At 57.7% G+C, this 12,573-nt stretch carries 14 protein-coding genes and 1 pseudogene; 8 read left to right on the top strand and 7 right to left on the bottom strand.

What is annotated here, in order from left to right; all coding sequences use genetic code 11:
- Nucleotides 1-76: 76 nt before the first annotated feature.
- Together LC354_RS14565 and LC354_RS14560 are read left to right on the top strand one after the other, a co-directional pair.
- Complete coding sequence (locus tag LC354_RS14565; protein ID WP_223425006.1) at nt 77-724, top strand: YggS family pyridoxal phosphate-dependent enzyme; 648 nt, start codon at nt 77-79, stop codon at nt 722-724.
- 27 nt (nt 725-751) lie between these two features.
- Complete coding sequence (locus LC354_RS14560; protein ID WP_223425005.1) at nt 752-1,783, top strand: porin; 1,032 nt, start codon at nt 752-754, stop codon at nt 1,781-1,783.
- Between the two features lie 45 nt (nt 1,784-1,828).
- Here LC354_RS14560 and LC354_RS14555 read toward each other — a convergent pair whose 3' ends face one another.
- Together LC354_RS14555 and ribA are read right to left on the bottom strand one after the other, a co-directional pair.
- A complete protein-coding gene (locus tag LC354_RS14555) occupies nt 1,829-2,323 on the bottom strand; it encodes a L,D-transpeptidase family protein (protein ID WP_223425056.1) in 495 nt (164 codons plus the stop codon).
- A gap of 107 nt (nt 2,324-2,430) precedes the next feature.
- Entirely contained in the window at nt 2,431-3,519 is a 1,089-nt protein-coding gene (ribA, locus tag LC354_RS14550) for a GTP cyclohydrolase II (RefSeq protein ID WP_223425003.1), read from the bottom strand.
- A gap of 161 nt (nt 3,520-3,680) precedes the next feature.
- Between ribA and LC354_RS14545 the strand changes: the two genes are divergently transcribed.
- Complete coding sequence (locus LC354_RS14545; RefSeq protein WP_223425002.1) at nt 3,681-4,367, top strand: response regulator transcription factor; 687 nt, start codon at nt 3,681-3,683, stop codon at nt 4,365-4,367.
- Between the two features lie 289 nt (nt 4,368-4,656).
- Complete coding sequence (locus LC354_RS14540; RefSeq protein WP_223425000.1) at nt 4,657-5,169, top strand: histidine phosphatase family protein; 513 nt, start codon at nt 4,657-4,659, stop codon at nt 5,167-5,169.
- 6 nt (nt 5,170-5,175) lie between these two features.
- Here the strand turns inward: LC354_RS14540 and LC354_RS14535 are convergent, their stop codons facing one another.
- Nucleotides 5,176-5,949 carry an NHL repeat-containing protein gene (locus LC354_RS14535; RefSeq protein ID WP_223424998.1) on the bottom strand — a complete coding sequence of 258 codons (774 nt, stop codon included), beginning with the start codon at nt 5,947-5,949 and terminating at the stop codon, nt 5,176-5,178.
- Nucleotides 5,950-6,097: 148 nt separating this feature from the next.
- Between LC354_RS14535 and LC354_RS14530 the strand changes: the two genes are divergently transcribed.
- The 4 genes from LC354_RS14530 to LC354_RS14515 all read left to right on the top strand — a co-directional run bounded on the left by LC354_RS14530 (nt 6,098) and on the right by LC354_RS14515 (nt 8,796).
- Nucleotides 6,098-6,886 (top strand): exodeoxyribonuclease III, encoded by a 789-nt coding sequence (locus LC354_RS14530; protein WP_223424996.1) that lies wholly within the window; start codon nt 6,098-6,100, stop codon nt 6,884-6,886.
- A 145-nt stretch (nt 6,887-7,031) separates the two neighbouring features.
- Nucleotides 7,032-7,958, top strand: coding sequence for a thioredoxin family protein (locus LC354_RS14525; protein ID WP_223424994.1), 927 nt, complete (start codon nt 7,032-7,034; stop codon nt 7,956-7,958).
- A 26-nt stretch (nt 7,959-7,984) separates the two neighbouring features.
- A complete protein-coding gene (locus LC354_RS14520; RefSeq protein ID WP_223424993.1) occupies nt 7,985-8,626 on the top strand; it encodes an LON peptidase substrate-binding domain-containing protein in 642 nt (213 codons plus the stop codon).
- Nucleotides 8,623-8,796: a Trm112 family protein gene (locus LC354_RS14515; RefSeq protein WP_223424991.1), complete on the top strand. Its 174-nt coding sequence runs from the start codon at nt 8,623-8,625 to the stop codon at nt 8,794-8,796. Before LC354_RS14520 ends, LC354_RS14515 begins: the two co-directional genes overlap by 4 nt.
- A 14-nt stretch (nt 8,797-8,810) precedes the next feature.
- Here LC354_RS14515 and LC354_RS14510 read toward each other — a convergent pair whose 3' ends face one another.
- The 4 genes and pseudogenes from LC354_RS14510 to LC354_RS14495 all read right to left on the bottom strand — a co-directional run.
- Nucleotides 8,811-9,677, bottom strand: a complete 867-nt coding sequence (locus LC354_RS14510) for a dioxygenase family protein (protein WP_223424989.1) — start codon at nt 9,675-9,677, stop codon at nt 8,811-8,813.
- 11 nt (nt 9,678-9,688) lie between these two features.
- On the bottom strand, nt 9,689-10,993 hold the full coding sequence (locus LC354_RS14505; protein ID WP_223424988.1) for a TRAP transporter large permease: 1,305 nt from the start codon (nt 10,991-10,993) through the stop codon (nt 9,689-9,691).
- Nucleotides 10,990-11,556: a TRAP transporter small permease subunit gene (locus LC354_RS14500; protein ID WP_223424986.1), complete on the bottom strand. Its 567-nt coding sequence runs from the start codon at nt 11,554-11,556 to the stop codon at nt 10,990-10,992. The genes LC354_RS14505 and LC354_RS14500 overlap by 4 nt, the downstream gene beginning before the upstream one ends.
- A gap of 30 nt (nt 11,557-11,586) precedes the next feature.
- Nucleotides 11,587-12,528: pseudogene (locus LC354_RS14495) on the bottom strand (C4-dicarboxylate TRAP transporter substrate-binding protein); the annotation flags it as partial.
- Between the last annotated feature and the right edge of the window lie 45 nt (nt 12,529-12,573).

The raw sequence follows: 12,573 nt of genomic DNA, 5'->3' as shown, positions 1-12,573 counted from the left end.
TTTTCTTTTGTCTGCTCTGTTCTTTTGGTTCCAATTCCTGTTTCTGGACTATGTTTGAATCATTCGAGGTAAGACATTGGCGTTGACAGATATCCAAGACCGCGTTTCCAAGGCCGAAGCCAAAGCGGGGCGCACGCCCGGCTCCGTGCACTTGATTGCCGTCAGTAAAATGCAACCAAATGACCGGGTGGCCACCATTCTGGATCAGGGCCATCGGTTGTTCGGCGAGAACCGCGTGCAAGAGGCCGCTGGAAAGTGGCCCGACTTCCGCGAGACCTACGGTCAGATCGCTGTCGATCTGATCGGTCCGTTACAGACCAACAAGGCACGCCAGGCGATGGAGCTGTTTCAATCTATCCATACGCTTGACCGCCCAAAACTTGCCAACACCATTGGCCGTCTTGCGCAGGAAATGGGGGCGTGCCCGACCCTGTATATTCAAGTGAACACCGGAGAAGAGCCGCAAAAGGCCGGTGTTTTGCCCAATGAGACAGATGCTTTCGTCGCAAGTTGCCGCGCACTGGACCTGCCCGTCGAGGGTCTGATGTGCATCCCTCCTGTGGATGAGGAGCCAGCCCTGCATTTTGCCTTGCTGGCAAAGATGGCGGATCGGAACGGGCTGACCAATCTGTCCATGGGCATGAGCGGTGACTTTGAAACTGCCATCGCTTTGGGCGCGACCCATATACGTGTCGGCTCGGCCATCTTCGGCGAGCGGCCCTGAACAAAAAAACTGCCTTGAAGTTTTTTATTGGATTTGACACTGAGTTTAATTAGCCATCGCTTTTTAACGAACTTTTTACCGGTTTCAGGCGAGTTGGTGACACCTGCGGTCGACGGGCGACCTCAAGAACTGGAGAGTGCCATCAAGAATCTTTTTCTGTCCTCTCTCATTGTCGTACTGGGTACGTCTTCGGCGATTGCCGAGGTCTCATTCAGTGGATACGGTCGTTTCGGTCTGTTTTATGATGAAGGCAATGATGACGAGACACGTCTCGATCAACGATTTCGTTTGAATCTGGATGGCAGGACGGAGACAGACGGTGGCGTCGCGTTCGCAGCCCGCTTGCGCATTCAATCTGACGATAAACGGGGAGGGTCGGCGGGAACCGCCGGGTTCAACGCGCCCCGTTTCACAGTGGCTTACAGCGGTCTTCGTTTGCAGGTCGGTAACATCTCGGGCGCATTCGATGACGACGAAACCGTATTTTACAGCGGGTACGAACCCGGCCTGACCGAGCCGATCGCTCAAAACTCAACCTTTCAAGGGCCCATTGTCGAATATGACAGCACCGGAAAGGGGGTTAGTGGCGTCAGCCTGTTGTACAAGACGGACAATTTCCAAATAATGGGAAATTACAATGGTGACCATGATGGAGATACTGGTTCTGAATTTGCCAAGACTTATGAAATTGGCGCGGGATATGATTTTGGCCCGATAAGTCTGGCGGCCGCGTATGGCAATCAGGACAACGGATCCGATGAGGTCTGGTATTACGTTCTCAACGCGTTTGGTTCGGTCGGTGACTTGGACTATTCCCTGTTCTTTGGCGATGACGATGTCGGCAAGAAGACGTCATACGGTATTTCAGGGCGGTATCAGGTCGGCGCGGTCACCCAAATTATCGCCTCCTTCGCCGGCGGAGGTGCCGATGATCTAAGTGAAGCCTTCGGTGTCGGGGTTCGCCATGACCTGGGCGCCGGTGTCTCTTTGCGCGGTATGGTTGGCCAGAATGAAGATGGCGATACCATTGCTGACATGGGCGCACATTTCAATTTTTGATTTAAAGTCAGAAGCTTGCAGCGGATTAAGCGCAGGTGAATAGCGCTATCTGACGATCAACCGCGTGCGGAACAGGATACGACGTGCGATCCAAAGCAGGTCGCATGCGTTGAGACCAACACATCCTTCAGTGGGATAACCGGGCCTGCGCCAGCGGTGCACAAAAATGGCAGATCCGCGTCCGCGCACGGCATAGGGCCAGTTCCAGTCGGTTAGAATCACGAGATCATAAAGCGGATCGGCACGACGCAGTTTTTCGTGGCTGGGGCCATACGGCGCACGCACCATCATGTTATAGTCGGTGTCGCCCGGATCGTCTGACCAAAGATCACCGGGTCGGATTGGCACGGCCCAATCCGTTGGCCGCGCCATGCGGTCAGGGCGGTACAACATCCCGACGATCCGGTGTGTGCCGGTCGGTGTGGCTCCATCGCCTTCGCGTTTGCGCGCAGTGATGCCCCCGCGCCCGATGGAGCAGGGGAAAAGGTGGTTGCGAAAACGTAAACCGCGTTGCGTCAGGACAAGATCATGTGGCGTCATGCCGTTGAGTTTAGCGCACACAGGGGCGGGAGACACCCCCGCCTTACCGGGTTTGAGGCGCGGCACTTGCGGCAGTCCCGTAAGGCGCACCCGTTGGTGCGCCATCGTCACAGCAAATGCCCGGACTTTCGGGCTTTGGTCGCAAGATATCCGCTGTTGTGCCGGTTTTCGCCCACTTTCAGCGGTACGCGTTCGGAGACGCTGATCCCGCTGGCTTGCATCATCGCCACTTTCTTGGGATTGTTCGTCAGAAGCCGCACGGTGGAAAAACCGAGTGATTTCAGAATATCTGCGCCAAGTCGGAAATCACGTTCGTCATCCTCGAACCCCAATCTGTGATTGGCCTCGACGGTATCAAACCCCTGATCCTGCAGCGCGTAGGCGCGCATTTTGTTGGCCAGGCCAATGCCGCGCCCTTCCTGATTTAGGTAGAGCAATACACCCGCGCCTTCTTGGCCCATCTGTGCCAGCGCGGCCCGCAATTGAGGCCCGCAATCGCATTTGAGACTGCCCATCACGTCGCCCGTAAAGCAGGCTGAATGAAGTCGTGCCAGAACCGGTTTGCTCCGGTCCGCGCGCCCGATTTCTATGGCATAATGTTCTTCGCCACCATCGCCGGGGCGAAACACATGCAAGCGCCCCGCTTCCGACGCTTCAATCGGCAGACGTGCATGCACGACGGGAAAAAGCGCACTCGGCTCCATTAAAAGCGGGCGTGCCAGAACAAGCGGAATGCATGTCAGCCCGTGTTTTGCGGCAAAGGCCATGCCATCGGCCACGTCAACACATAAGGCGGCGGGCAAGAGCCGGGCTGATTTGCACAATTGGACCGCTGCGCGGTGAGCGTCCGCGCTGCCATCGCGTACTGTTGTCAGCGGGCCTTTCATGGGGGTGGCCAGATCGTCAGCCGGATCTGCCAAGGCCTGCAACCAATCCAGTGTGGCCCCTTTGGGCACTGAAATTCGCGCGATGTCGCCGTCATAGGCCCGGGCCTTGAGCGTTTGTGCGCGCCACCCGGTGAGTGCGAGCACCGCAGTGTCGTCCAGCGCCATCACATGGCCAAGCCGGTCAGAGGACAGGGTTTCTGCGGCCAGCGCCATGACCGACACGGGTCCGGCCAGGACAATCGGCACCCCCATGCGCAGATCTGCACGGGCGCGTGCCAGCATTTCGGTGATGTCGGGAGCGAAGCCCATGTTACAGATTTCCCTTATCTTCGGGTTGCACATAAGCAAAACGGGTCAGAATTGAAACAATTGACGCCTGCGCGACACATGGACGTGACACAGAGGTGCAAAACTTGCTCAAATCCCCGTGACCCACCATCTAGACCGTAACGATGAGGGAGAACATACCAATGGCACAGTTGAAAAAAATCCTTTTGGTCGATGATGATGAAGATCTGCGCGAAGCCTTGAGCGAGCAGCTGATCATGACGGAAGACTTTGATGTGTTCGAAGCAGCCAACGGCCAAGACGCCTTGGTCAAGGCCAAGGAAGCGATCTATGATCTTGTTATTCTGGATGTCGGTTTGCCCGACACCGATGGCCGCGAACTGTGCCGGGTGATGCGCAAACAGGGTGTGAAGTCCCCGATTCTGATGCTGACCGGCCATGACACCGACGCGGATACGATTTTGGGTCTGGATGCGGGCGCAAATGATTACGTGACCAAACCATTCAAATTTCCCGTTCTTCTGGCGCGCATCCGGGCGCAATTGCGCCAGCATGAACAATCCGAGGACGCGGTATTCACTCTTGGACCGTATACCTTCAAGCCATCGGTCAAAATGCTGATCACCGAAGATGACAAGAAAATTCGTCTGACGGAGAAAGAGACGAATATCCTCAAGTTCCTCTATCGTTCCACCGAAGGCGTCGTGCCGCGCGACATTCTCTTGCATGAGGTTTGGGGGTATAATGCAGGTGTCACGACACATACTCTGGAGACGCACATCTATCGTTTGCGGCAGAAAATCGAGCCCGATCCATCCAACGCACGCCTGCTTGTCACCGAATCCGGCGGGTATCGTTTGATATCTTGATCTTGATGTAGGTCAAAGGCGCACCCATGTGTTATAAGTAGTCTGGTAACAATCCCGCGCATGTCGGGGCCGTTGTGGCAGTACATGCACCTCCCTGTTGGACTTGCCCGGGCCTCGCGTGCCCGGGTTTTTTTGGCGCTAGGATGCTGGCGTTGGACTGGGGCGCTGCCCCAGACCCCGGGATTTTCCAGAACAGAGAAGAAACCCCGGTGAGATCGTTTTTTAATCCGTGGACATATACATCTATGGGCCTATCTCATCGCGGATGAGGTGGATATTCCTATTTGTTTTGATCTGGCCGGGTTCGGTTCTGGCCAGTGACTGGGACGCGTTGCGTGAGCCGGGTGCAATCGCGATCATGCGTCATGCCTTGGCTCCGGGCACTGGCGACCCCGCACGGTTTGAGATTGATAACTGCGCGACGCAAAGGAACCTGGATCAACGTGGCCGCGATCAGGCCGCCGCGATTGGGGATGCCTTGAGGGCTGAAGGGATCACCTTTGATGCCGTTTTGACCAGCCAGTGGTGCCGCACGCGTGAGACGGCTGATTTACTTGGATTTGGTGATCCACGCGATGCGCCCAGCCTGAATTCCTTTTTCGGTCAGTATGAACGCCGCGATGCTCAGACCCGCGATACGTTTGCCCTGTTGCAGTCCATGACGGGACGATTGATGCTGGTGACCCACCAGGTGAACATCACCGCCCTCACCGGCCGCGGAACCCGGTCAGGCGAGATTATTGTTTTCCGCCTTACCGACGCAGGGGTAGACGTGTTGGGAAGCATCCTGATCGATCCTTAGGATATCTCAGGACAGAGCGCAGTCCGGCCCGCGCGCCAAGGGGGTTTCGATCGTGTTTTCGGTCGGCATCCAGTCAAATATGGCCAGCGCACGCCCGGAATCGAACCCAACGAAGAGAACGCCGGTTTCCGGTTGAAGCGCCACTCCTTCGGCGTCGCGCCCATAGGCAGAGAGCGGCGAAACCGACAGGACACGCCCGTCGGGGGCCAGCTCAAACAGGCTGTTGAGCCCTTCGTTATCGTCCACCACCAGAATGTTACCGGAATAAGGGTCGCGCGTGACCCCCTGCGGTTCGACCATGGGCGGGTTGAACCGATCTCCGAAGAGTTCCATGATGACTGATCCGTCCGGCGCGATCCGCAGCAAGCGGGACGGATCGTCCTCAACGACCAGAAAGCTCCCATCGGCGTCGCGGTGCAGTCCTTCGGTGTCATACAGAGAGACGCTGAGCTGAAATTCCTCGTCGATTGGGCGCCCTGTGCGCGTCACCCGTTTGAAATCGCCCCACCCGTTGGCGAGCAGCAGGCCGTCGCCGTCGACGGTCAGGCTGCGCACCGATCTCATGCCGCTGTCAAATCGCAGGATTTCGGAGCCGCCGGTGTTCATCAATATGATCTCGGGCCCTTCGTTGGCCACCCAGATGCCGCAGACTTCTGCGTCATAGGCCAGGCTGACGGCGCGAAAATCAGGGATGGTAAACCGATGCCACAGCTCTGCCTGCGCCATCTGTGACCACAGGAGCGCCGTTGTCACTGCGCATATGCGTGCCGTGTAGGTCATGGTCTACTCCGCCTGCTTGTCTTTGAGATGGGAAAGAGGTGTTTCGAAATTGACGGGAGTCAAGGATTTCATCGCCGCGCTTTCCGGGCTGGCGATGCAGGCACATGCAAGTTAGGGTCGCGGCGCTGATCAATCGGAGCCCGCCCCCATGCCCTTTACGCTTGCCACCTGGAACATCAACTCGGTCCGTTTGCGCGAACCGATCGTGCTGAAGTTGTTGCAGGAGGAAGCCCCGGATGTCCTGTGCCTGCAAGAGTGCAAAAGCCCGGTCGACAAGATCCCGCGCGAGGGATTTGAAGCCTTGGGATACACTCACATGGTGGCGCGTGGCGACAAGGGATATAATGGTGTGGCGATCCTGTCGAAGATCCCGATGGAGGAGTCCAGTGCGCAGGATTTCGCAGAATTGGGACATGCCCGGCACATTGCAGGGCGGCTTGAGAACGGTGTGACGGTTCATAATTTCTATGTGCCCGCCGGTGGTGACGTGCCCGACCGTGAAAAGAACGTGAAGTTTGGCCAGAAACTGGATTACCTCACCGACATGCGCGATTGGTTTCATGCCGAGCGGCCCGAGCGCGCCATTCTGGTGGGTGACTTGAACATTGCCCCGCGCGAGGACGATGTCTGGAGCCACAAGCAGCTGTTGAAAATCGTGAGCCACACGCCCATCGAGGTGGAGCATCTGGCCGCCGTGCAGGACGCGGGGGGATGGGTGGATGTGACCCGGCAGGACATTCCCGAGGGTCTGCTGTATTCCTGGTGGTCCTACAGGGCAAAGGACTGGAGCGCAGCGGACAAGGGCCGTCGCCTTGATCACGTGTGGGCAACCGGGGACATTTCCGGTGCCGCGCATTCAAGCCGGATTCTGCGCGATGTGCGCGGGTGGGAAAAGCCGAGCGACCATGCGCCGGTGTTCGCGACATTTGATATTTAGGAATCTGATCGGGGCCGGTGAAAGAACCCAGCGCCATGGGTCGTCAGAGAGAGTGACGGGGTTCGCGGGGAAAGAGAAATCAGCCCCCTTGGCATGTCCTCCTGTCGGGTCCATATAACGTCCAAGCGACAAAGAGGATGAGACGATGATGGATTTGGGATTATCCGGGGGCACAGCGGCCTCTGCGGATGCCGACCTGATCAAGGATGGCTCGGAAGCGACGTTTATGGCGGACGTGATTGAGACCAGCCAAACTGTTCCTGTGATTGTGGATTTCTGGGCCCCGTGGTGCGGCCCCTGCAAGACGCTTGGTCCGCAACTTGAGGCGGCTGTGACGGCTGCCAAGGGTGCGGTCAAGATGGTCAAGCTGAATGTTGACGAGGCGCAAAGGATCGCGGGTCAACTTCAGATCCAGTCGATCCCGACGGTTTATGCCTTTTGGAAGGGTCAGCCTGTCGATGGATTCCAGGGCGCGGTGCCAGGTTCGGAAATCACCGACTTTGTGGATCGGGTTATCAAGGCCTCCGGCGGTGAAGCGCCGGGTGACAGCCTGAATGATGCCGTTGAGGCTGCCGAAGAAATGCTGAGCGAAGGGGCTGCCGCGGATGCAGCGCAAACCTTTGCTGCGATCCTTGAGGAAGATCCGTCACATGCGGGTGCGTATGCGGGCCTTGTTCGGTCGCATATCGCACTGGACGATCTTGATCAGGCCGAGGCGATCCTGAACGGAGCCCCCGTGGAGATTTCAACCAGCCCCGAGCTTGATGCTGCTCACGCCCAGTTGCAACTGGCGCGCCAGGCGGCGGATGCAGGGCCTGTGGCAGACCTGCGCGCTGCGGTCGAAGCCGACCCGGACGATCATCAGGCCCGTTTCGACTTGGCCAAGGCGCTGCATGCCAGCAACGATGCGCAAGGCGCGGTCGATATGCTGCTTGACCTTTTTCAGCGCGACCGGGAGTGGAACGACGGGGCTGCCAGGGCGCAATTGTTCATCGTTTTCGATGCCCTCAAGCCCAACGATCCAATCGTGTTGAACGGGCGTCGCCGTCTAAGCTCGATGATATTTGCCTGATCCAATCCGCGGGCTAACTAAGCATCATGATCAAAGTGGCCAACCTCCCGGGGACGATCCCGATATTTCCATTGCCGGGGGCGTTGCTGTTGCCACGCTCGCGTCTGCCTCTTCATATATTCGAGCCGCGCTATCTGCAGATGATGGATGACGCGCTGAAAACGCCCGAGCGTTTGATCGGAATGGTCCAGCCCAATGAGGTGGCAGGGCGCGGTGGTACAGGCTTGCAAACCATCGGCTGTGCCGGTCGGATTACCCAGTTTTCGGAAACCGAAGACAATAGGTATCTGATTACACTGTCCGGTATTTCCCGCTTCCGCGTTTTGCGCGAAGTGGACGGGTTTACGCCCTATCGGCGGTGCGACGTCAATTGGGACAGTTTCGGCCACGATCAAGCGGAGTCGGACGAAGACTCGTCTTTTAATCGCCCGATGTTTCTCGATCTGCTGGGGCGGTATTTCGATGCACGGTCCTTGTCAGCCGACTGGGAAACGCTGAAAGAAGCAGATGACGAATTGCTGATCAACTCCCTGTCGATGATGCTTGATTTCGACAGCGAAGAGAAACAGGCCTTGCTTGAAGCTCCTTCACTGACCACACGTCGCGAAACGCTTGTGACGCTGATCGAGTTTTCGTTACGTGGTGGTGAAGGGGATATGATGCAATGAGCTCCAATGTGGATCGCCATATGCTAGAGGCGCTGATTTGTCCGCTCACACACGCGACCTTGCGCTACGATGCCGCGCGGCAGGAGTTGATTTCTGAGAGCGCCAAACTGGCTTTTCCGATCCGAAACGGCATTCCCGTCATGTTGGTGGACGAGGCCCGCCCGCTGTAATCGCCAAGTTACGCTTACGCCTTGGCGAGCGTCACGTCGAATTCGACGGCCAGAAACGGCGCATTTATCTTGCCGGACAGAGCCATACCTTCGGGGAACTCGGAGGCGGGTTTTTCATGGTATTTCATCACCAGATCTTCGCGTACACCAAAGACCGTGTCCTGATCCAGATAGGGGTCATCATCGGGGAAAATCTCTGTCACCAGATCGCGGTAGCCGGGGGCTTTGACGATGTAATGCAGGTGCGAGGGGCGCCATGGATGGCGGCCACAGGCGTCCAGAATCGCACCAATCGGACCATCTGTCGGCACTGTGTATTCAACAGGTTTGACCGTCGTGAACGCGTATCGGCCATCTTCGCCCACCGTCATCAGGCCATGGAACGAGTACGTATCCTGCGCCTCGTCCTGGCTGGCATAAAGTCCGTTGGGCGCGGTTTGCCAGATGTCGATCTCGGCGCCCGGAATTGGATTGCCGTCAGTATCGCGAATAACCCCTTCGGCCAGCAGGACAGGCCCGCCAAAGTCACGCTTCATATCCCCGCCGACCGGCAGCGGTGGCGCGCCGGACACGTGGAACGGGCCAAGCACCGACGACGATGTGGCATCAGGCCGTGAATGCAGCATGTCCACCAGTGAGGACAGGCCCAAAATATCCGACGCCAGCACAAATTCGTGCCGGTCTTCGCTTTCAATCGCAGCACACCCTTCGAGAAAGGCGATGCCTGTGCGCCATTCGTTATGGGTCAGGTTGGTTTCGCGGGCAAAGTCGTGCAGGTGCTGCACAAGCGAACTCATGATTTCACGGCTGCGCGGCTCCATCTCATCGCCCATGTAGCCTTTGAAAGCCTCGGTGATGTTGTCTTTGGTAACATTGCGCATGGCAGATTTCCTTATAGTAGAGCTAGGCTGAGGATCGGAAATTCGATCAGGATAAACAGAACGATCAACATCACAAAGGCGAAGGGCAGCGCCCCCATGAACACATCCTTGAGCGATATCCGGTCGTCGTTGAGCGTCGATTTGATGACGAAGCACGATATGCCCAGGGGCGGCGTCAACAGCCCGATCTCGGCCCCGACAACCGTGATGATGCCAAACCAGATCAACGACATATCCAGTGCTTCGGCCAGGGGCAGGAACAGCGGCACGACGATCAGGATGATTGACGCCGTGTCCAGCAAGGTCCCGAGGAACAGCATCAGCAGCACGTAAAGCAGCATGATCGTCCAGAAAGAGGCGGCGTTCCCAGCCAGCATGTCTTGCAGTTGGTTGGGAAGCCCGGCCAAGCCAAGCATCCGTGAGTAGATCGAGGCGGCAGTGATCAGAAAGAGGATGGCAGCAGTGATATGGCCGGTCTCCAGCAACGCTTCCCAGAAGCCCTTGAGAGACATGGAGCGGCGCGCAATCGCGATGAGCAATGCCACCAGTGACCCCGTCGCCCCGGCTTCGACCGCCGTCATCCAGCCGGTGTAGATGCCGCCCAAAACGATGGTGATCAGGCCAAGCGTCGGAAGTGTTTTCGACGCAATTTCGCCTTTTGTCATCCATTCGGTGTCTTCGACCACGCGGCCACCGACGAAATTCGGTGTGTAGCGGCCCATGACCCAGATGGCGCCGACATAGGCGGCCGCCAGCATAAGGCCGGGGATGACCCCTGCGAGGAACATGTCTCCGACGGATTGTTCCGCAACAAAGCTGTAGATGATCAACATGGCGGATGGCGGGATGATCATGCCCAGAACGGAGGACCCGGCCACAACGCCCACGGCGAAACGCGGATTGTAATCCTGATTGATCATTTGTGGCACGGATACTTTGGTGAATACTGACGCCGACGCGATGGACGACCCGGTCACGGCAGCAAAGACGGCGTTCGCCCCCACCGTGGCCATACCGATCCCGCCTTTTACCTTGCGAAACCGCATGGTCATGACCTCGTAGATGTCCCTTCCCAATCCCGCCTTGGACACCACCAGCCCCATGAAGGTAAATAGCGGAATAGTCGCAAAGCTGTAGACCATGGCGCTGTCGCCCACGGCGATCTTCAGCAGGTTGAGGGACAAAGTAAAATTGTCCCGCATCAGCCAGATCGAGACCAGCGACACCATGCCCAGAGCAATGGGAATGTAGACGCCCGCGTAGATCAGAAAGACGATGGCGACGACCGAAATGAGGCCGAGTTCAATAGGAGTCATGCGTTCGGCTCGCCTGTTTTGGGGTCGTCATGTTCAGGGGCGCGGATCAGTTCAGGCCGATCCTGCGCGGTGATCACCTTGAGGGTGAAGATCAGGCAGGCCAGCGCACTGCCGCCCGCGATGACCAGTTTGATGGGCCACCATGGCGCGGTGAAAACGCCCGGCACACCAAAGAAATCCTGCGTTTCCCACATCTTCAGAAACTCGGGAAACATGATGTACGCGATCAGGCCCATAAAGATGGCGGATATCGCGTTGATGATGCGCCGCAGGTTCGCCGTGAGGCCCGGGCGGCGGCCGTGCAGCAGGTTCAGGAACCCGTCCGACCGTGTCAGCCTGTCGACGCGCACCACGTCCGGCAATTGCAAAAACACGATGAAGACAACGGCCAGTTGGACCAGTTCATAGGTGCCCTTAAGTGGAGCGTTGAACATACTGCGCGCAATTACGTCGACGTTGAGGATGACGACCAGCGCCAACACGGTCAGCGTTCCAGCGGCATTGGCCCCAATGGCGAGGGCATTGACGACCCGAGTGAGGCCAGCGAGTGCAGACTTGAGCATTATCCAGGCCCCTTCTCGGGTCAGTCAGGTTCAGGGTTGGGACCAGTCGCGGGCACCGACATAGCCAGCCGCTTCCAGCTTGGCCAAATAAGCGTTCAGCATCTCTGTCCCGGCCTCGCCATTGTCGTTCAGCGTTGCGGCCCATTCCTGCGCGATGTTTGGCATCGCGTTTGCCCAGGCCGCCCGGTCTTCCGGCGTGACTTCGACAATAGTCCCGCCAGCGGCGATGTATGCGGCTTCTGCTTCTGCGGCCTGGTCCATCGCGATACCGGCCAGGTGGTCACGGTAGTCGATGGCGACGGCTTGCAGGACCTCTTTGACCTCGTCAGGCAGGCCATCCCAATAGTCTTTGTTCACAGTGATCGTCTTGGAGTTCACAGCGCCAAGATCGGCACGCAGCATGTAAGGGGCCACTTCGGAGATCTTGAAGGTCGCGGCGGCTTCGGGCCAGAGTTGCGCCGCATCCACGAGGCCGGTTTGCAGCATGTTGTAGAAGTCGGTCAGACCGCCGCGCACCCCCGCGGCTCCCTCGATGCCTTCGAGATAGCGCAGGTTCATGCCCGCACCGGCGACCTTCTTGCCCTGCTGGTCGGAAATCGTGCTCACTTCCTCCGTCGAAAACACCTGATAGCTGTCCAGAACGACGCCCGTGGCAAGATAGACTTGGTTTTGTGCAGCAAATTCGTTCTGCATCGCTGGGTATTCGCGCGCAATTTCATCCACCGCCTTGGCGACGGCGCGTGCATCTGCGGCCACGAACGGTGTGACTGCGGCGATCCCTTGGCTCGGCAATTTGGACGAGTGGAAAATTGTGGTGACGATACCAATGTCGCCCAGACCAAGTTGTACACCTTCCAGAACGCCCTTGGGTTTGACGACCGAACCGCCATAGTTTTCCTGCCACACCATCTCGTAGTTGCCGGTTTCAGCAAGGCGACGGTTCACTTTCCACCTAATGGATCGAAGCCACCGGCTTCCAGCCGGTCCGCTTTAGCGAACTTTTCTCTGATCTTCTCT

The sequence above is a fragment of the Tateyamaria pelophila genome (assembly GCF_019966495.1).
GTDB classification, from domain to species: Bacteria; Pseudomonadota; Alphaproteobacteria; order Rhodobacterales; family Rhodobacteraceae; genus Tateyamaria; species Tateyamaria pelophila.
The sequence above is the reverse complement of the archived record's forward strand: the minus strand, read 5'-3'. Positions and strand labels throughout refer to the sequence as shown.

What these genes read in the sequence shown, in the direction of transcription:
- LC354_RS14520 (WP_223424993.1), top strand. Translation starts at nt 7,985, where the DNA reads ATGATCAAAGTGGCCAACCTCCCGGGGACGATCCCGATATTTCCATTG.
- ribA (WP_223425003.1), bottom strand. Translation starts at nt 3,519, where the DNA reads ATGGGCTTCGCTCCCGACATCACCGAAATGCTGGCACGCGCCCGTGCA.
- LC354_RS14505 (WP_223424988.1), bottom strand. Translation starts at nt 10,993, where the DNA reads ATGACTCCTATTGAACTCGGCCTCATTTCGGTCGTCGCCATCGTCTTT.
- LC354_RS14515 (WP_223424991.1), top strand. Translation starts at nt 8,623, where the DNA reads ATGAGCTCCAATGTGGATCGCCATATGCTAGAGGCGCTGATTTGTCCG.
- LC354_RS14555 (WP_223425056.1), bottom strand. Translation starts at nt 2,323, where the DNA reads ATGACGCCACATGATCTTGTCCTGACGCAACGCGGTTTACGTTTTCGC.
- LC354_RS14510 (WP_223424989.1), bottom strand. Translation starts at nt 9,677, where the DNA reads ATGCGCAATGTTACCAAAGACAACATCACCGAGGCTTTCAAAGGCTAC.
- LC354_RS14535 (WP_223424998.1), bottom strand. Translation starts at nt 5,949, where the DNA reads ATGACCTACACGGCACGCATATGCGCAGTGACAACGGCGCTCCTGTGG.
- LC354_RS14530 (WP_223424996.1), top strand. Translation starts at nt 6,098, where the DNA reads ATGCCCTTTACGCTTGCCACCTGGAACATCAACTCGGTCCGTTTGCGC.
- LC354_RS14500 (WP_223424986.1), bottom strand. Translation starts at nt 11,556, where the DNA reads ATGCTCAAGTCTGCACTCGCTGGCCTCACTCGGGTCGTCAATGCCCTC.
- LC354_RS14545 (WP_223425002.1), top strand. Translation starts at nt 3,681, where the DNA reads ATGGCACAGTTGAAAAAAATCCTTTTGGTCGATGATGATGAAGATCTG.
- LC354_RS14525 (WP_223424994.1), top strand. Translation starts at nt 7,032, where the DNA reads ATGATGGATTTGGGATTATCCGGGGGCACAGCGGCCTCTGCGGATGCC.